Origin of the sequence: Acetobacter suratthaniensis (assembly GCF_017377745.1) — a bacterium.
Lineage (GTDB): Bacteria > Pseudomonadota > Alphaproteobacteria > Acetobacterales > Acetobacteraceae > Acetobacter > Acetobacter suratthaniensis.
In genome coordinates, this window is the sequence record NZ_JAFVMG010000002.1 from 53,944 (window position 1) to 73,416 (window position 19,473).

Here is a 19,473-nt window from a genome sequence, read left to right on the forward strand (position 1 = left end):
TCCCTTAACCGACGCTACCTTCAAGACTGATCTGCAGGAGTTTCTGGGCCTCGACCGCAAACTCCATGGGAAGCTCCTTGAGCACGTCGCGGCAAAAACCGTTCACGATCAGCCCCACGGCATCTTCCTCAGACAGGCCGCGCTGGCGGCAATAAAAAAGCTGGTCTTCTGATATTTTGGACGTAGTAGCCTCGTGTTCAACACGGGCCGCCATGTTACGGCATTCGATATAGGGTACGGTATGCGCGCCGCACCGGTCCCCTATCAGCAGGCTGTCGCACTGGGTGAAATTACGCGCGCCAGATGCCTTGGGCTGCACACGCACCAGACCACGATAGGTGCTGTCCGAACGCCCTGCGCTGATAGTCTTGGCAATAATGGTCGAGCGGGTGTTGCGGCCCAGATGGATCATCTTGGTGCCGGTATCCGCCTGCTGGCAGTTGTTGGTGACCGCCACGGAATAGAACTCACCCACCGAACCTTCACCCTGGAGGATGCAGGAAGGGTATTTCCATGTAATGGCGGAGCCTGTTTCAACCTGCGTCCATGAAATCTTGGAACGCGCACCCCGGCATGCACCGCGCTTGGTGACAAAGTTGTAAATGCCACCGCGGCCTTCCTCATCGCCCGGATACCAATTCTGGACGGTGGAATACTTGATGGAGGCATCGTCCATCGCCACCAGTTCCACCACAGCGGCGTGGAGCTGGTTTTCATCGCGCATGGGAGCGGTGCAGCCTTCCAGATAAGAAACCGAAGCCCCTTCTTCCACCACAATCAGCGTCCGCTCGAACTGCCCGGTATTGCGCGCATTGATACGGAAATAGGTGGACAGCTCCATCGGACACCGCACCCCTTTGGGTACGTAAACAAAGGAACCATCGGTAAACACGGCCGAGTTTAGGGCCGCGAAAAAATTATCGCCCGCTGGCACCACGGTGCCAAGGTAGCGCCGCACCAGCTCAGGGTGTTCGCGCACGGCTTCGGAAATGGGGCAGAAAATGACCCCTGCTTCCGCCAGCGTCTTGCGGAAAGTGGTGGCAACGGAAACACTGTCAAACACCGCATCGACCGCAACAGGCAGGCGCTCGCCCTCAGCCGGTTCCACACCGGCCAGCAGGGCCTGCTCATGCAGAGGGATACCGAGCTTTTCGTAGGTTTTCAGCAGCGCCGGATCAACCTCGTCGAGCGACTTCGGCCCCGGCTTGGTGCGGGGTGCTGCGTAGTAATGGACATCCTGATAATCGATCGGCGGATAAGAGACCTTGGCCCATTTGGGGTCTTCCATCGACTGCCATGTACGGAAAGCGGCCAGACGCCATTCCAGCATCCATTCCGGCTCTTCCTTACGGCTGGAAATCAGGCGGATAATCTCTTCGTTCAGCCCTTTGGGGGCCAGATCCATCTCGATATCCGTTTCGAAGCCCCACTTGTAAGTGGACTGGCCGAGTTTCTCGACGGCTTCTCTCGTCTCTGTCGCTGCCGGCATGGATCAGGCCCCTTCACGTATCTCTCGGCTGACGGGCTTGCCGCCAGCGTGCATTTCCTCCGGCTTTTTCGCCAGAAACTGGGCAGAAGACCGGGCGGTGCGGTTCAGGCGCATATCTTCAAGCGATATGCTCTCCAGTGTTGCGCGGATAGCCTGGTTGATCGTGTCCCAGCTTCCGCACAGCCCGCAGGTGACGCCGTTATCACACCCACCGCCATCAACACAGGCTGTCAGCGCAATGCGCCCATCCACGGTTGTAATCACGCTGGCAACAGATATCTCGGCCAGAGGGCGCGCGAGGCGGTAGCCCCCCTTCGCCCCCCGCTGGGACAGCACAAAACCATGCGTGGACAGCAGTTTAAGCACCTTGGCCACGGTTGGTTCCGGCACACCGGTATCAGCCGCGAGAGAAGGCGAGGTCACAACCCCTTCCTGCTCACCCAGTCGTACCAGAATCACGATTGCATAGTCTGCCAGCCGGGAAAGTTTCAGCATTGTCTGGCCTTCACCCAATTAAAGACCTGTGCGGTCCTGTTTCGGATACATGGAGGCTCGCCGCCCCTCCGTCAACCCGAATCTACACGTCTGGCCAGTCCCACGCATTCGTGACGCAGGCCAAAAACCCGCGCCCGCCATACCAGCAGTGCGTATGCGCCCGAGCTGCCATGCGCTCCCTGCACGAAACACAACCTGACTACTGGGCGTTAATTCCGAACGCCAGACGCAGAACCGCAAAGAGCAGCGCTCCAACGCCAAACCCCACAAGGGTTCCGTTAAAGCGAATGAACTGAAGATCTTTGCCTACGCGCAGCTCCAGCTTGTCGGCCATTTCCACCGCATTCCACCCCGAGACCACCCGGGTAATAAACTCCACCATGCGCTCACGAATGAACGGCAGCATACGCAGGGTAGTGCGGTTCACGTTATCCATAATGCGCCGCCGCAGCGTTTCATCATCCCGCGCCTGACAGGCCAGACGCACCAAGCCTTCGCGCACCAGTGTCGCAACACGGCCCTCGGGGTCTTCCACATCCGCCTCCACCATGCGGCGAAAGCGCTGCCAGATATCTCCCCACCACCCCACGACACTTTCGTGTGACAGCACCCCGGTAACAGCCTGCGTGAACTCCCGCCCATGCTCGGGGTCTGTTTCTATCCGGTCGATCTGGGTGCGCACCCACGCCGTGAAGCCTTCCCGCAGGCTGGAATTTTCAGGATCGATTCGATCCAGCTCCTTACCGGCCGCCAGCAGCACCTTGGTGGCGATAGAGCCACCAATGGCCCAGCCCAGTAAGCGCCCCCCCTGCTCACGCACCCGATCCTCGATCATGGCGCGCAGAGCGCTTTCCTTCGCCTGCAATCCGTCCTTGATCTGCCCCAGCAGGTAAGACAGCACCTCCTGATGGCGGTCATCATCCACCAGACTACGCAAAGCCTTGGCAATGACGGGGGCCAGATCGCTCCCGCCTAAAAGGCGCGGCATCACGCGGGAGAACGCGTTACTGGCCCGCCCATCCTCAAGCCGGTCGAGAATCTGTGGCGCGGAGCGCACGACCCCACGCACCACAGCTTCCTGCGTTGCGGGATCTTCCAGCGCATCCGCCAGAAAGGCTGGCACGTCCACCTGCGCCAGCACGCGCTCTACTTCTTTTTCGGTAAAAACCTGCCCGGCGACAAAACGCCCCAAAGCCCGGCCAAGCCGGTCTTTCTGGGCGGGCAGAATAGCCGTGTGGGGAATGGGCAGGCCCATCGGGCGCCTGAAAAGCGCCACAACAGCAAACCAATCGGCAATACCGCCTACAACCCCGGCCCGCGCCCCCGCGCGAAACATTTCCAGCCAGAAGCCATCACGCACCCAGCCAAAAGCCGGAGCCGCGTAGCCCGCTATCGTCAGCCCGCCCATACCGGCAAGCAGCCCTGTCGCGGCCAACTTGTAACGTCGCAAGGTCCGGCGTGCGGCCAGATCTGCATCGTTGTTCCCATGCACTGTCATGCCATGCTGGATAGCACCATGACCGTCTTATCCCAAGCCGCACGAGAAAAATGAGCGCTGCGGCCTCACGTCTCTGTCAGGCTGTTGCGCCCGCGGAGCAGACGTGAAAAATTAACGTAACTTTTGCGCAAGAACATTCAGTCTCTTTGCGCAGCCCTATCAAGGACAAGACGTTCGCCATGCTCCCTGACCTTTCCTCCCTTCCTCCTCGTCTGGGCGCCATACTGGACAGCATGGCCGAAGCTTCGGAACCCTCAGGTGTCGGCACTCTGGCCGAAGGCACAAACCCGGTCATGGCCACGGCCCTCAGGCTGGGCGAATCCCTCGATCAGGGCGAACTCACCTACGACGACATCAAAACCCTGATCAGCACCCTGCGTGACGATGCCTTTGTCAGCCGTGCGCGCCGTCTGCACCGCTATGTCGGCGGCGCTACGCTGGATGCCTCACGCAAGAAGCTGAAAGCGGTTGCCGCACAGGTGCTGGAAAACCTGCCTGAACACAGCTTTTCCGCCTATAGCAGCGCCACGGACAGCATCCGCTTTGCCGCCGTCTTTACCGCACACCCGACCTTTGCGCTGAGCAACCCGGTTTACGCAGCACTGGCCCAGTGCGCCTCCACCGAAATGCCTCCCGAAAAGGCCCCTTTCTTTGAAACGCACCGGCGGCTTGCACCACCCACGCTGGAAGAAGAATTTACCCTTGCGGCACAGGCCATTACCCGCGCACGTGACGCGATCGACCTGCTCTGCGCCGCCCTGCTGGAAACAGCCGAAGCCAACTGGCCCGAACAGTGGCGCACCCTTGTGCCCTGTCCGGTGATTGCCACAAGCTGGGTGGGTTACGATACAGACGGCCGCACCGATATTGGCTGGTGGGACACGCTGCGCCTGCGCCTGCGCATGAAGCTGTTCCAACTCATGCGCCTTGAGCAGCAGATCGCGCATGAAGGCGTGCTTGCCCCTGAACTCAGCGAACGCCTGCAAAATGCCATTGCCTGCGTGAAAGAGCAGATCAGCGCCGCCCCCACCAGCCCGAGCGACACGCAGGCCGTGGCCCATTTCGCCCGCCTGATGGTGCAGGGCCGCGACCGGGCGCTGTGCAGCGCCTCCGAACTGGGCAAGCTGCTCCAGAACGCCATCGATTCCGCCCCGCCCTCTGCCCGCCTGCCGCTGGCAGTGGCCCGCGCAGGCTTTCTCTCTCATGGGCTGGGGCTGGCGCATACGCATGTCCGCCTCAACTCGGTGCAGGTTCACAACTTTGTCCGCCAGAAACTGAACCTGCTGGATGACCCGAGCAATCCGGCCCATCGTCGGGCTCTGCTCAACCGCGTGAACGAGGCCCTTGATACGGTCGAGCCGGTAGCCGTGGACTTTGGTGCGCTCCTCAACGACCCCTCGACAGCCGGGCGGTTGATGATGACCATCGCCCAGATCACCAAATACGTGGATACGCAAACGCCGGTGCGCTTCCTGATCGCAGAAACCGAAACCGGCTATACCCTGCTATCCGCCCTGTGGGCCGCCACCTATTTTGGCGTAGCCGACAAGATCGAAATTTCGCCGCTGTTTGAAACAGAGGAAGCGCTCGTCAACGGAGATCACATCGTCGAGGAAGCCCTGCGTTCTTCCGCATGGCGTGATTATGTGCGCCGCATGGGGCGTATCTGCTTCCAGTTCGGCTATTCTGACTCAGGGCGTTATATTGGCCAGCTTGCCGCCTCCTACCAGATCGAGCGCCTGCGCCTGCGGATTTACGATCTGCTGGCCCGCTGGAAACTGACCGATGTCACCGTGGTGTTTTTCGATACGCATGGCGAAAGCATCGGCCGAGGCGCACATCCTTTCCGCATGTCCGACCGTCTGGCCTATCTGTCCCCCGCTCATGTGCGCGCGCGCTTCCAGTCCAGCGGTCTGGCCTATCGGGAAGAAGCCGCTTTTCAGGGGGGCGATGGCTACACCCTGTTTGGCACGCCAGAGCTGGCCTGCGCCACGCTAGCAACCATTGCCGAGAACATCTACATGCCCTTCGGGCAGGATGAAGACCCCATTTACGATCATCCTGATTTTTCGGCAGACTTCTTCTCCAGCGTTATCGAAGATATGACCGGACTGGTGGAAGACCCCGGCTACGCGGCACTGCTCGGGGCATTTGGCCCTTCGCTGATCGACCGCTCAGGTTCGCGCCCCCCGGCCCGGCAAAGCAGCGAATCTGCTACACGCACACGCATTACCCACCCCAGCCAGCTCCGCGCCATTCTCAATAACGCCATCCTCCAGCAGCTTGGCTGGTGCGCCAATACCTTGCAGGGCCTTGGGGCCGCAGCACGCCGTCACCCCGAAACCTTTGAAACCCTCAATACATCCAGCCCGCGCTTTCATCGCGCACTGGACTTTGCCCGCCATGCGCTGGCCTGTTCGGATGACAAAGTACTGAAAAGCGTTGTCTGCCTGCTCGATCCGGGCTTCTGGCTCGACCGCGCAACCGAAGAACAGGACAGCAAGCGCCGTGGATTCTTCCTGACCATCATGCGGGATCTGGAAAAACTGAACCTGTCAGCCGAGCTGCAAACCCTGTTCCGCCGCATTCAGGCCGACCATCTGGCCCTGCGCGAAGCCTGGCAGCATGCCCCCCGCACGGAACCACGCATCCGTCTGCTGCATGCCATCCGCATCATGCTGATTGAACGCATCTGGCTTCTGGCCTGCCGCATTCCATTCTTCATGCCGCGTGGCGGGTTCAGCCACGATGCCATGATGCAGCAGATCCTGTGTCTGGACATCCCGACGGTGCTGCAGAACATGAACCATATTTTCCCCACGGGTTCCGGCCCGTCCGACCTTGATTTCTTTGAACCGCGCGGCCCGCGTGAAGAAGGGATCTATGTCCGTGAACATCGCGACATCTTCGCCCCCATGCAGCAGATTTTCGAACTGATCCGCGAAATCAGCGTGGCGCTGATGCACGATATTGGCGCATTTGGCTAAACCTTTTCGTCCCTCTCATGCAAAAGGGCCACGCCGTTCTCCGGCGTGGCCCTTTCTTTTTGATCTATCTGCTATGGAACAGCTCAGCGGCTGATCGGCGCACAGTAAAGAACCGTTTCTTCCTGATGAATGGTGTAGTGCCCGATATAAAACTTATAGAAATCAAAATGCTCTTTCACATACAACAGCAACGAAAAAATATCGTCCGGCTTGTGATAGAGAGAAATCGCCATTTTAGGACGGAACTTGCGAATACTCTGTATCGCTCCTTTTAATGTTTCCAGTTCTGCACCTTCAACATCGAGTTTGATATAATCAATCCTGTCAATTTCACCCCGCTCGACAAGACTATCCAGCGAGGTAAGCGGCACAGGCTTAGCCTCGACAGAAAAGCCCGGTGCATAGTGATCCGTAACCATTAAGGGCGCATCCACTTCATGATCTGAAAGACCATAGGGCATTGCCACAACATTCTGGTACGGAAACTGAGCGATATTATAACGTAGAATATCAATATGATCTTTCACGGGGTCAAAGGAATAAACCTTACCCGCCGGGCCAACCGCATTGGAGAATACAAGCGCCGTATCCCCTGTGCAGGCCCCACCATCAATCACGACATCGCCGGGTTCGGGCATAACCCGGACATCACCCACTTCGTAAAAATACTGCCGCCGATGCAGACAGGCCTCAAGCCCAAGACAATCCGCTACATAGCGATGCCCCTCGAACTCAAAATCAAAATGCTGGAGTTTTCCAAACATCCCTGTAACCGGATACTGACTTTCCGTAGATTTTTCCGCAGCACGGAATGCTTCCAGCTCCTTTTGGCGCGAAAGAAAATCGACCGGAATTTTGAACGCCAGATGCCCGGCAAGCCGGTAGGTAATCAGGCAGATATAAAGCAGTTTGGACTGATCATTGGACAGGCTGGAATAGGCTTCAAACAGCCTCTCCCGCCGCGCGAAAAACCACGAGAAGAAAAACATTCTGGCATTCAGATCGAAGTCTCTGGAACGATCCTGCCCATCAAAATTAAAGCGTTCGGCATCAAAATTATCTGAAAAATTGTTGAATTTCAAAGAATTCAAACTCATTCCAAGAACTATATTATAAAACCCATCAAAATTATCAGGTAAGTTCATGGACATTTCAGCACCTTAAAAAACTTTGTTAAATCACAGCAGATATTCACTCATAATGTAAAAAATACACGTGACCAAGAGCTTAAAAACACAAAGGCCGCCCCCTTTCGGGGGCGGCCCTTATACCCGGTCAGCTAACAGACCGTAAAATCAGCGGGACTGAGCCATGATTTCATCGGCCACGTTACGCGGCACGGGATCGTAGTGATGGAACTGCATCGTGAAGGATGCACGACCCTTGGTCATGGAACGCAGCTGAGAAATGTAGCCGAACATTTCCTTCAGCGGCACGAACGCACGCACCATAACGGTGGAACCAGACGTTTCCTGATTCTGGATCATGCCACGACGACGGTTAAGATCGCCCACCACGTCACCAACGTGATCGTTCGGCGTGGTCACTTCCACGTCCATGATCGGTTCAAGAATGACCGGGCCAGCCTTCTTCATGCCTTCGCGGAAGCAGGCCTTAGCGGCGATTTCGAACGCCAGAGCGGACGAGTCAACATCATGGTACTTACCGTCGAGCAGCGTGAACTTGAAGTCCACGGTCTGGAAGCCAGCCAGAACACCCGTAGAAGACTGGACGCGAATGCCCTTTTCCACTGCCGGGATGTATTCCTTCGGCACCGTACCGCCGACAACCTTGTTCTCGAACAGGATGCCGTCGTTACGCTCCAGCGGCTGGAACTCGATCTTCACTTCAGCGAACTGACCCGACCCACCGGACTGCTTCTTGTGGGTGTAGGTTTCGGTATGCGGCTGCGAAATGGTTTCGCGATAAGCAACCTGAGGCGCACCCACATTGGCTTCCACGCCGTATTCACGACGCAGACGGTCAATGATGATGTCCAGATGCAGCTCGCCCATGCCGGACAGGATGATCTGGCCGGTTTCCTGATCGGTCTTGAGCTGCAGGGAGGGATCTTCGCCAGCCAGCTTCTGCAGGGCGAGAGTCATCTTCTCGACCGCGTCCTTGGTCTTCGGCTCAACGGAGATGTCGATCACCGGCACGGGGAAGGACATACGTTCCAGCACAACCGGATCGGTGCCGTCAGCCAGCGTGTCACCCGTCTGGGTGTCCTTCAGGCCCACGAACGCCGCGATATCACCCGCATGCACTTCGCTCAGTTCTTCGCGCTTGTCGGCATGCATCTGATAGATACGGCCGATACGCTCCTTGTGGCCTTTCGTGGTGTTCAGAACCGTATCACCGGTCTTGAGCACGCCACGATAGACGCGCACGAAGGTGAGCGTGCCGTATTTATCGTTGATGATCTTGAACGCCAGACCAGCGAACTTGCCATCGGGGTCAACCGGGATGATCGGCTGGTTGTTTTCGTCTGCCTCTTCGCCTTCGGGCGGGGCGCAACGAATGCCTGCCACGTCGTTAGGAGCGGGCAGATAGTCGATGATCCCGTCGAGCAGGGGCTGCACGCCCTTGTTCTTGAAGGCCGTGCCGCACAGGACGGGACGGAACTCGCCGGAGATCGCGCCCTTCTTGATGCAGCGCTTGAGCGTCTCGACCGTGACGTCGCCGTTCTCGAAGTATTCTTCCATTGCCTTTTCGTCGACCGCCAGAGCGGTGTCGAGCAGGTTCTGGCGGGCTTCGGCAGCCTTTTCCTTCAGGTCGGCCGGAATTTCCTCATCGTGGAACTTCGCACCCAGTTCACCGCCTTCCCAGACGATGGCCTTCATCTCGACCAGATCGACAACGCCCAGGAACTGATCTTCAGCACCGATGGGGAGCTGCAGCGGAATCGCTACGATGTCGAGCTTTTCCTTCAGCGTGTCGAACGCGCGATAGAAATCGGCGCCGGTACGATCCAGCTTGTTGATGAAGATGATACGCGGCACGTTGTAGCGGTCAGCCAGACGCCAGTTGGTTTCGGACTGGGGCTGCACACCGGCCACGCCTTCGATGATGAAGACAGCGCCATCGAGCACGCGCAGGGAGCGGTTCACTTCGATGTTGAAGTCGATGTGTCCGGGCGTATCGATGATGTTGATACGGTGATCGTTCCAGTCACAGGTCACGGCGGCGGAGGTGATGGTAATACCACGCTCACGTTCCTGGGCCATGTAGTCTGTGGTGGTGTTACCTTCGTGCACTTCACCGATTTTGTGAGACACGCCGGTGTAATACAGAATGCGCTCGGTCGTGGTGGTCTTACCAGCGTCGATATGCGCGGTAATGCCGATATTGCGGATCTTGGACAGATCTGTTGTGGCGGACACGAAAACCTCCAGAAAACAGGCGAGGCGCGACGGGAGAGCCCTTCGCGCCTGTGGCCGCCGAACACCGCGGATATCGCCCTAGGCCAAGCCTTCAGGCATTCCGGCTGACGGACACCGGCCGAGAAACATGAAAACACCTGACATGACGCCAGGCACCTGAACCGCACGGGCCGGACGCACCCCAATCAGGGGCGCAGCCCGGCCCGAACACGGCAAAACCCCTGAAATCAGGCGCCAGCAGCGGCCTGTTTCTTGGCCTGAGCGCGCTGCAGGCGACGCTTGATCACCAGAGCTTCGGTCGGCAGCTTGCGGTTGGCCGTGCCGAGCAGGAAGGCATCAAGCCCACCATTGTGCTCGATGGTACGCAGGCCACGTGCCGTCACGCGCATACGCACGGAAGAACCGAGCGTTTCGGACATGAGGGAGGCATCCTGCAGGTTGGGCAGGAAGCGGCGGCGGGTCTTGTTGTTGGCATGACTGACGTTGTTTCCGGTCAGCACGCCCTTGCCGGTGATCTGGCAACGACGGGACATTGTCTCATCCTTGTCTTAACAAAAATAAAGGAACAGAGGGCCGAGACAGAACCCGGCGACCACATTCGGGATTGGCGCGGCTTATGACTTAGCCATCGCTTCCAGTCAAGGGTTTACCTCAGGCTTTCTCGCTTTCGTGGCCATCTTCCGCCTTTACGGAAGCATGAACATCGCCCGAGCGCACGCTGCTGGCGGCAGAGTCGAGGATACGCAGGACGGTCTCTTTGTCCACACTGCGTGCCAGAACACCCAGCGCACCGCCCAGAAGGGCCGAGGCCACCGCCAGTGGCGGATATTTTTCCTGCTTCAGATGGTCGATGGCATGCTCGATCACCATGGCGCAACGCGCCAGATCTTCGGGAACATCCGCCTGATGGGGAGGTGCTGCCGTATCCTGCGATGAAGTATCCGCCATATTTTTTCACTCCTCTACCCCACCCGGATTCGGGGCGGGCTTCTTCTTTCAGCCTTCCGCGACTGCTTCGCCAGCCTGGGCGGCCCACATCCCTGCGTAACGCCCCTGCGCAGCGAGCAGCGCCTCATGCGTGCCACGCTCCACCACGCGGCCATGTTCCATCACCAGAATTTCATCCGCGTCCACAATGGTGGACAGACGATGGGCAATGACGAGCGTGGTACGGCGGGCAGAGACGGTTTTCAGGGCAGCCTGAATTTCCTGCTCGGTATGTGTGTCCAACGCGCTTGTAGCCTCGTCAAGCACAAGAACGCGTGGGTCTTTCAAAATCGTCCGGGCAATGGCCACACGCTGCTTTTCACCCCCCGATAGCTTAAGCCCGCGCTCTCCCACCGCCGTGGCATAGCCTTCGGGCAGGGAGAGGATGAAATCGTGGATCTGGGCAAGCCGCGCCGCCTGCTCGACCTCCTCCTGTGTGGCCCCCAGACGCCCGTAGGCGATGTTGTAGCCTATGGTATCGTTGAACAGCACCGTATCCTGAGGCACCACCCCTATAGCGGCTCTGAGGTCAGCCTGCCGGTAATCCCGCACATCATGCCCATCCAGCCGCACACTGCCCGATGACACATCGTAAAAGCGGAACAGCAGCCGGCTGATGGTGGACTTGCCTGCCCCCGTGGTTCCCACAATGGCCAGCTTGCTGCCCGGCGCCGCCACAAAACTGACCCCATGCAGGATTTCCCGCTCGGGCCTGTAGCCAAAACGCACAGCGCGGAACTCCACCTCCGCCGGGCCAGCATCCGACAGGCGCGTGGCCATAGGCAGCGGCTGGGCGGGGTCTGCAACCTCCACGGTTTCGTCCACCAGCCCCATCATGTGTTCCAGATCGACCAGCGCGGTGCGAATGCCCGAATAAACCGACCCCAGAAAATTCAGCGGCCCGTAAAGTTGGAGCAGATAGGTGTTGAGCATGACAAACTCACCCACCGTAATCTGCCCCGCCTGCACATCACGCCCGCCCAGCAGCATGATGGCGGCCAGTGAAATAGCCACAATGGCCGCCTGCCCGAAATTGAGCAGGCCGAGCGAATACTGCGTTGTCAGCGCGGCCTTTTCATACCGCGCCTGCGCACTGTCATAACGCCGGGCCTCATGCAGTTCGTTGCCAAAATACTTGACCGTTTCATAGTTCAGCAGGCTGTCCAGCGCCTTGCCGGTGGCTTCGCTATTGGTTTCGTTCATCTTGCGGCGCACACCCAGACGCCACGTTGTAAACCGCACCGTAAACAGGATGTAGGCAACAATCATGACCGCCACCAGCACCACATACCACCCGCTGAACAGGTGCCCGATAACCGCCAGCACCAGAACAGACTGCAAAATGGTGGGGGAGATGGACATGAGCATGCGCAGCAGCGTTTCCACCGCCTCGGTGCCGCGCTCTATGGCGCGGGTCACAACGCCTGTGCGCCTGTCCAGATGGAACCGTAGCGACAGGGCATGCATATGCTGGAAACTGCGATACGCCGCCTGCCGCGCCACACGGAACCGCACAGGAGCAAACAGGGCATCACGCAGGTTGGTCAGCGCCGCTGATAACAGCCGGACAAGACCATACCCGACAATAAGGGCTGCTGGCGCCATAGCAAGATTGGCCGGATGCACGAAGCGATCCACCACACGGCTGTAAACCAGTGGCACGCATAACGTGACCAGTTCTCCCGCCAGCATGACAAGCAGCACAAGCACAACCCGCCCGCGCAGGGCAAGATCACCTCTCGGCCACAGATAGGGCAGAAGGCGGGCATAGGTAAGGGAGGCGGGTTTCTGAAGCGGCCCGGACACCGCACGACGCGAACGAGACATTCTGTGGATGTGACATGCCAGCGCTTTTTTGCAAGCCCCCAAAGCCTTGCCACATCGCGCGTCACACCGGATAACAGGGTCTTTCAGCACCCTGTACGCCGCTCCGGCGCACCACCCTGCCTATCCGCCACACCCGGCCACCATGCGGGACAACAGGATTTTTCATGTTTTCCAATCCCTCTCCCTTTTTAAGACATCTGCAAGAATGCAACACAGCCAACCCCGCCGCCACACGTGCGCCGTTCAGTCTTGCGGGCGTGGCTGCAGGGTGGATTACCCCTGCCCTGTTCGAACGCCTGACACAGGCGGGCCTTGGTTCCGCACAGGATGGCTTCAACCTGCCTGAACCTGCCACACTCGAACAACTGGGCGAGCAGCTTGCATCTGAGGGGTTTTACACCTCCCATCATGAGCTGTTTGATGTCGCAACCAATGTGGATTGCCCCACCATTGCCCGCATAGACCGTGGCGCCCTGCCGCTTTTTGGTCTGGTTGCTGCCGGTGTGCATATGAATGGCCTTGTCCACATGCCCTCCGGCCTGCACCTGTGGACAGGGCGGCGTGCCGCGAACAAACGGCTTGACCCGGCCAAGCTCGACCATCTGGTGGCAGGCGGAATCCCCGCCGGACACACCCCGGACGAAGCCCTGACCAAGGAAGCGGCGGAAGAAGCCAGCATCCCCTCAGCCCTGATCGCAACCGCACAGAAAACCGGCAGGATCGTTTACGCACTCGACCGCCCCGAAGGACTGCGGCGTGACGTTCTGTATTGTTATGATCTGTATCTGCCGACTGATTTCACCCCCATCGCAGCGGATGGAGAGGTTGAATCCTTCACGCTCATGCCGGTTGAGGAAGCCTTCCGCATCGTGCGCGATACGGATGAGTTCAAGTTTAACGTCAATCTGGTGCTGATTGACCTGTTCCTGCGCCACGGACTGATCGACCCTGACAGCAGCGAAGGCCGCCAGCTCCGTGCTGGGCTGAAATACGGCCTGTCCAGCGCCAGCCCGGGCCATGCAGCCCGGACCGGCACCGAGAATCAGGCAGAGTAACGCGCCGCTGCCTGCGCCGAGGCTTCGGCCTCGGCTTCCTTCAACCCGGCGAGCAGACGCTCACGGATTTCCTCAAGCCGCTTCTTGTCGGTAATCTTGAGGCCGAACAGATCCTTGACGTAGAACACGTCCACCGCCCGCACGCCGTACGTGGTGATGTGCGCCGAGGCGATCTGAAGGCTTTCCTTGTTCATGGCCTCTGTCACATCATGCAGCAGGCCGGGCCGGTCGCGTCCGTTGACCTCAATAACAGTATAGGTATTGGACGCACCGTTATCGACCACCACGCGCGGCGGCACATGGATGGCCCGCATACGCAGCGGCATGTGGCCAAAGCCCGCACGCGCAATTTCAGCCTCGATATCCAGCTCGCCACTCAGCCCCTGATGGATCAGCGCTGAAAGACGCGCCAGACGATGCGCCTCCTCATAGGCCTGCCCGGATGTATCCTGAATCCAGAACGTATCGAGCGCCATGCCGTGCGTCATGGTATGAATACGGGCATCGACAATGGAGGCTCCGGCAAGCGCCAGTGCTCCGGCAATTTTGGAGAACAGGCCCGGCACGTCCACGGTATAGACGGTTACTTCCGTCACCCCACGCGCGGGCAGCGGCAGCACATCGACCGTCAGCGGGGCATCGGCGGCATCGGCCTCGCGCACCAGACGGGCATGGCGGCGATGCGTCTCGTAATCGAACGACAGCCAGTAGCCCGCGTAACCCAGCCCCAGAAAGCGATCAATTTCCTGACGGGAAAGACCATCCTCGGTCAGCACTTCCGCCGCAATGTCTTTGGCGTGGCGCACACGCACATCGCGTTCGGTGGTGGACAGACCGCCCGCCAGCACTTCGGCCACGCGCACATACAACTCGCGCAGCAGGGTGGCCTTCCAAGCGTTCCACACCTTGTTGCTGACCGCACGCATATCCACAATGGTCAGCAGCAGCAGCAGGCGCAGGCGTTCGGGCGACTGCACGATATCGGCCACATCCAGAATGGTCTTGGGGTCGTCTATATCGCGCTGGAAAGCCGTATGGCTGAGCAGGAGGTGGTGTAGCACCAACCACGAGACCGTTTCCGTCTCCTCCCCCGACATGCCAAGACGCGGGCAGAGATCAGCGGCGATTTCCGCCCCGATTTCAGAATGATCCCCACCCCGACCCTTGGCCACATCGTGCAGCAGCACGGACATATACAGGGCCCGGCGCGAGTTCAGCCCCTTGACCAGCTCGTAGGCAATGGGGATTTCGTCCGCCATGCGCCCGGCCACAACCTCGTCCATAATGCGGACAGCCTCGATCGTGTGCTCGTCCACCGTAAAGACATGATAGGTATCGAACTGCATCTGCCCGACAATGCGCGCCCAGTCGGGGATAAGCCGCCCGAAGATACCGGTTTCGTTGAGAATATGCAGCCAGTGTGAATGCCCGGATGGCGGATGATTGCCATAGGAGACAGCATACCCGGCCTCTTCCGCGGCAGAAGGCGGCGGCGGCGCGGCCAGCAGGCGGCGGCGGGGCCGCTGCTCCTCAGCTGGGATTTCGCCACAGAGGAGGTCTAGGAAAATCCGCGCGGCTTCAGGGTTGTCGCGCAGGGTGGTCGCCCGGCGTTCCCAGCGGATCAGCTCATGCCGGGCCAGAGGATGCAGCGCCCGGCGGCGCAGGCGCGCCCAATCCAGAATCTGCATCATCTTGATAGGTTCACGGTCGAACGACACGCCCCTATCAGGCAGGATCTGGCCGTCAAGCAGGGTAAACCCGGCTTCACGCATGGCCTCATCAGGCTTGGCGGCATGAGCCACCGGCCCCTGTGCCTGCCGCAGCACGGCGGGTTCCAGCACATGGGTCAGACGCATGACTTCACGCGCGGTCAGGAAGTAGTGCCGCATGAAGCGCTCGACACCATTCTGGCGACCATGACGGGTATAGCCCATCCGCGCCCCGATAACGGGCTGGGTATCAAAGGTCAGACGTTCTTCCGCGCGGCCCGCCACGTAGTGCAGGTGCAGGCGCACCGTCCACAGGAAGTCCCACGACCGGCGGGCGCGGGCGGCTTCCTGTTCTGTCAGCAGGCCCATCCAGATAAACTCTGGGGCCAGCAGATCCTTGACATGACGCGTGCCAAAGGTGTTGCGGCACATCCAGTACAGGGTTTGCAGGTCACGCAGCCCGCCACGCCCTTCCTTGATGTTGGGCTCCACCAGATAGGGGCTGTCGCCAAAACGGCGGTGCCGTTCCAGCCGCTCGCGCCGCTTGTCCTGAATGAAGCCACCGACACCGGCCTCAACACAGGCAAGGATATAGCGGGCCTCGAACATGGCGAACAGCGCCGTATCCCCGGCCAGCAGGCGGGCATCAAGCAGGGCTGTGCGCACGGTGGTATCCGCCGCAGCCTCGGTAATGCACTCATTGACCGTGCGGGTTGCGTGGCCGACCTTAACCCCTAGATCCCACAGGAAATACAGTATGTATTCGATCAGCGGATGCACGCGCTCGCCAGCATCATCCGCAATCAGGAATAGCAGATCAATATCGCTGAACGGCGCCAGCAGACCGCGCCCGTAACCGCCCGTAGCCGCCATGGAAAAGCCCGACAGCCCACCCGCGGGGCTTGCTGGCCCCACCAGTTCAGTCGCGCGCATGGCCAGATCCACAATGGCGCGCAGCATGACATCCGTGAAGGATGCAATCATTTTGGCTGCTGCGGCGCCCTTGAGTTCATACCGCTCAAAACGGTTGCGGATATCGGCCTGATAGCGGCCCAGATAGCGGCGGAAAATCGCCACGGCCTCTTCCCGCTCGGGAATGACCGCTTCTTCTCGCGCGGCGTCTCTGAGCTCACGGGTCAGACACGCGGCAAGGGCTTCTGGCGTCAAGGCCGCCAGTACGGCCATGTCAGGCTGCTGCCCAGAGGCAGCGTGTGCGGAAGAAGTGGACATCGGGCTTCGGGTTCGGTTCCTGTAGGGGTCTAGAAACTGTCGGTTTCAGGGCTGGACTGTCCATGATCGCCCATGGCCTGAGAGTGCGTCCGCTCGGCTTCCCTGCGCAGGTCATACACAAGCTCCAGAGCATCGCGCGGGGTCAGGCTGTCGGGGTCGGTATCCATTATTCGTTTTCTTAACGTATTTTCAGGCGGATGGGGTAATGTCTTCTGCGTGTCGAAAAGGGGAAGCGGCTCGGGTATTGTATTTTCAGCACGCTCCAGTTCTTTGAGCAACCGTGCCGCCCGTTCCACAACCGGAACAGGCACCCCTGCCAGACGCGCAACATGCACACCCCAGCTTTTTTTGGCTGTGCCCGGCAGCACCTCATGCAGGAACACAATCTGCCCACGCCACTCCCGCACGCCCATGGTGTGCAGGCTCAGACGCGGCAGGGTATCAACCAGCCGCGCCAGCTCATGGAAATGCGTTGCAAAAATGGTTCGGCAGCGCACGGTTGAGTGCAGCGCCTCCAGCACACCCCATGCAATGGCCAGGCCGTCCAGCGTTGCGGTGCCACGGCCGATTTCATCCACCACCACCAAAGAGCGTGGTCCGGCCTGATTGAGAATGGCGGCGGTTTCGGTCATTTCCACCATAAAGGTCGAGCGGCCCCGTGCCAGATCGTCCGAAGCCCCCACACGCGAGAAGAGCTGGTCCACCACCCCCAGACAGGCCCGCTCCGCGGCAACGGGAAAACCCGCCTGCGCCAGAATAACCGCCAGCGCCGTCTGGCGCAGGAACGTAGATTTACCGGCCATATTAGGGCCTGTCAGCAACATGACGCGCTGCTCGGGCGGCAGGCGGCAGTCATTAGGCGTAAAGCGTGTGCCTGCGGGCAAGGCGGCCTCCACCACAGGGTGTCGGCCTCCCTCAAGGACAAAAGCCGTATCGTCCGTAACCTGCGGCGTACACCACGCCCCACCCGCCGCCAGCGTTGCACAGGACTGAAACACATCCAGCTCCGCCAACGCCTGCGCCAGCGGCGGCAGATCGGCCTCTGCCAGAATAACGTCCACCAGTGCACCAAACACCGCACGCTCACGGCGGGCGGCCTGCTCGGCGGCTTCGGTTATCCGTGTATTGAGAGTAGCCAGCTCTTCCGTAACAAAACGCGCATTACTGGCCGTACCCTGCCGCAACACCAGTTCAGCCCTGTCCTTGAGGCGCGCACTGGCCGCCACTGGCACTTCCATGACGTAACCAAGCTGGGCGTGATGGCGGATCTTGAGGGTCGTAACACCGTAACGGGTCGCATATTCAGCCTGCATGGCGGCAATCAGGCGGCGCGAATCATCGCGCAGGGTGCGGTGTTCATCCAGTTCCGCATCGTAACCCGGCGCGATCACCCCGCCATCATCCAGTCTGGCGGGCAGGTTTTCGGCCAGCGCGCGCCCCAACTGCGCCTCCAGCCCTCCGGCGACCGACAGAAACGCACAGACACGCGCCAACTCGCGCGGCAGGTCGCCTATCCGATGCAGCGCACCACCGGCCTCGCGTGCGGCCTGAATACCATCGCGCACCGCCGCCAGATCGCGTGGCTGGCCCCGCCCAACCGACAGACGCCCAAGCGCACGTGCAATGTCAGGGGCTTTTTTCAGGGCTGCGCGCAGTCCTTCGCGGCTGATGGGCTGTTCACGCAGCCAGCCCCATGCCTCCTGCCGCGCGGCAATCCGGGCAGGCTGCGTCAGGGGGGCTGCCAGCCATTCGGCCAGCAATCGCGCACCTGCGGCGCTGGCAGTGCGGTTAATCGCGGCAAACAGCGTGTGATCGGTACCGCCATCACGCGCGCGCAGCAGGTCGAGACTCGCACGGGTGGCGGGGTCTATGCCCAGAATACCGCTTTCATTCTGCGTGACCGGGCGGGCCAGACGCGGCAGGCGCCCCGCCTGCGTGCGGCGCACATACTCGACCGCCGTAGCGGCCGCCGTACTTTCCTCGTCCGAGAACGTGCCGAACGCATCCATGCTGGCCACGCCAAAAGCCGACGCCAGGCGCTCCCGCGCGGCCTCGGCTGATGGCGCGACCATATCGGGTGCGCGGCGGCTATTGAAATCCGCCAGATCAAGTGTTGCAGGCGCAAGAATTTCAGCGGCATCAAGCCGCCCCAACAGAGCGGGCAATCCGCTGATATTCAGGCTGGCCGTTTCGAACACGCCAGTAGAAACATCAATCCACGCAGCCCCCAGTGTTTCATGCTCTTTCGCCTTGCGGCTCCGTCCGGCTCCGGCTGTCAGCACCAACAACAGATTCGAACGCCCCGGCTCCAGCAACTCGTCCTCGGTCAGGGTGCCGGGCGTGACCAGCCGCACCACCGCACGCGCCAAGGGGCCTTTGGATGGGCGACCTTTAACGGGCGTTTCCGTCTGCTCGGCCACGGCCACGCGAAAGCCGCGCCGGATCAGCCGCGCAAGATAGGCCGGAGCCGCCGCAACCGGCACCCCACACATGGAAATGGGCTCTCCGCCATGGGTGCCGCGCGCTGTCAGGGCAATATCAAGGGCTGACGCGGCGGTAACCGCATCATCAAAAAACAGTTCGTAAAAATCACCCATGCGGAAAAACAGCAGGGCTTCGGGGTTTTCGGCCTTGAGCGTGAACCACTGCGCCATAGCGGGCGTGGCCCCTTCGGAGGAAAGTCGTGTCATACCCGTATCATAGAAGAGCCGCCGGACGGGGCAACCGGCTTTACGGCCTCTACCCCGCATTATACGCGACACCCTGCCTTTTACGCCCACGCCCAACGCGCCCATGCCGCACGCTCATTGCCG

At 60.1% G+C, this 19,473-nt stretch carries 12 protein-coding genes; 2 read left to right on the forward strand and 10 right to left on the reverse strand.

Annotated elements, in window-relative coordinates; translation table 11 throughout:
- Window positions 1–4: 4 nt before the first annotated feature.
- The 3 genes from sufB to J2D75_RS03830 all read right to left on the reverse strand — a co-directional run bounded on the left by sufB (window position 5) and on the right by J2D75_RS03830 (window position 3,482).
- A complete protein-coding gene (gene sufB / locus J2D75_RS03820; protein WP_207853034.1) occupies window positions 5–1,489 on the reverse strand; it encodes a Fe-S cluster assembly protein SufB in 1,485 nt (494 codons plus the stop codon).
- A gap of 3 nt (window positions 1,490–1,492) precedes the next feature.
- Complete coding sequence (locus tag J2D75_RS03825; RefSeq protein ID WP_207853037.1) at window positions 1,493–1,984, reverse strand: SUF system Fe-S cluster assembly regulator; 492 nt, start codon at window positions 1,982–1,984, stop codon at window positions 1,493–1,495.
- 199 nt (window positions 1,985–2,183) lie between these two features.
- Window positions 2,184–3,482, reverse strand: a complete 1,299-nt coding sequence (locus J2D75_RS03830) for a DUF445 domain-containing protein (protein WP_207853039.1) — start codon at window positions 3,480–3,482, stop codon at window positions 2,184–2,186.
- A gap of 179 nt (window positions 3,483–3,661) precedes the next feature.
- Here J2D75_RS03830 and J2D75_RS03835 point away from each other — a divergent pair, with 179 nt between their 5' ends.
- Window positions 3,662–6,469 (forward strand): phosphoenolpyruvate carboxylase, encoded by a 2,808-nt coding sequence (locus J2D75_RS03835; RefSeq protein ID WP_207853042.1) that lies wholly within the window; start codon window positions 3,662–3,664, stop codon window positions 6,467–6,469.
- Window positions 6,470–6,552: 83 nt separating this feature from the next.
- On the opposite strand, the gene J2D75_RS03840 is transcribed toward J2D75_RS03835, so the two are convergent.
- The 5 genes from J2D75_RS03840 to J2D75_RS03860 form a co-directional block, all read right to left on the reverse strand.
- The gene (locus J2D75_RS03840; RefSeq protein ID WP_243428474.1) at window positions 6,553–7,566 is read right to left on the reverse strand and encodes an FkbM family methyltransferase; all 1,014 of its coding nucleotides are present in this window, start codon (window positions 7,564–7,566) and stop codon (window positions 6,553–6,555) included.
- A gap of 198 nt (window positions 7,567–7,764) precedes the next feature.
- A complete protein-coding gene (fusA, locus tag J2D75_RS03845; protein ID WP_207853047.1) occupies window positions 7,765–9,852 on the reverse strand; it encodes an elongation factor G in 2,088 nt (695 codons plus the stop codon).
- 227 nt (window positions 9,853–10,079) lie between these two features.
- Window positions 10,080–10,385 (reverse strand): 50S ribosomal protein L28, encoded by a 306-nt coding sequence (gene rpmB, locus J2D75_RS03850; RefSeq protein WP_207853049.1) that lies wholly within the window; start codon window positions 10,383–10,385, stop codon window positions 10,080–10,082.
- A gap of 118 nt (window positions 10,386–10,503) precedes the next feature.
- The gene (locus J2D75_RS03855) at window positions 10,504–10,800 is read right to left on the reverse strand and encodes a hypothetical protein (protein ID WP_207853051.1); all 297 of its coding nucleotides are present in this window, start codon (window positions 10,798–10,800) and stop codon (window positions 10,504–10,506) included.
- 48 nt (window positions 10,801–10,848) lie between these two features.
- Window positions 10,849–12,666, reverse strand: a complete 1,818-nt coding sequence (locus J2D75_RS03860) for an ABCB family ABC transporter ATP-binding protein/permease (protein ID WP_207853053.1) — start codon at window positions 12,664–12,666, stop codon at window positions 10,849–10,851.
- 164 nt (window positions 12,667–12,830) lie between these two features.
- On the opposite strand from J2D75_RS03860, the gene J2D75_RS03865 reads away from it, so the two are divergent.
- Entirely contained in the window at window positions 12,831–13,721 is an 891-nt protein-coding gene (locus J2D75_RS03865) for an NUDIX hydrolase (protein WP_207853054.1), read from the forward strand.
- Here the strand turns inward: J2D75_RS03865 and J2D75_RS03870 are convergent.
- Window positions 13,709–16,660 carry a [protein-PII] uridylyltransferase gene (locus tag J2D75_RS03870; RefSeq protein ID WP_207853056.1) on the reverse strand — a complete coding sequence of 984 codons (2,952 nt, stop codon included), beginning with the start codon at window positions 16,658–16,660 and terminating at the stop codon, window positions 13,709–13,711. The two genes, J2D75_RS03865 and J2D75_RS03870, sit on opposite strands and share 13 nt — an antisense overlap.
- Before the next feature lie 29 nt (window positions 16,661–16,689).
- Window positions 16,690–19,350, reverse strand: a complete 2,661-nt coding sequence (gene mutS, locus J2D75_RS03875) for a DNA mismatch repair protein MutS (protein ID WP_207853058.1) — start codon at window positions 19,348–19,350, stop codon at window positions 16,690–16,692.
- Window positions 19,351–19,473: the final 123 nt, after the last annotated feature.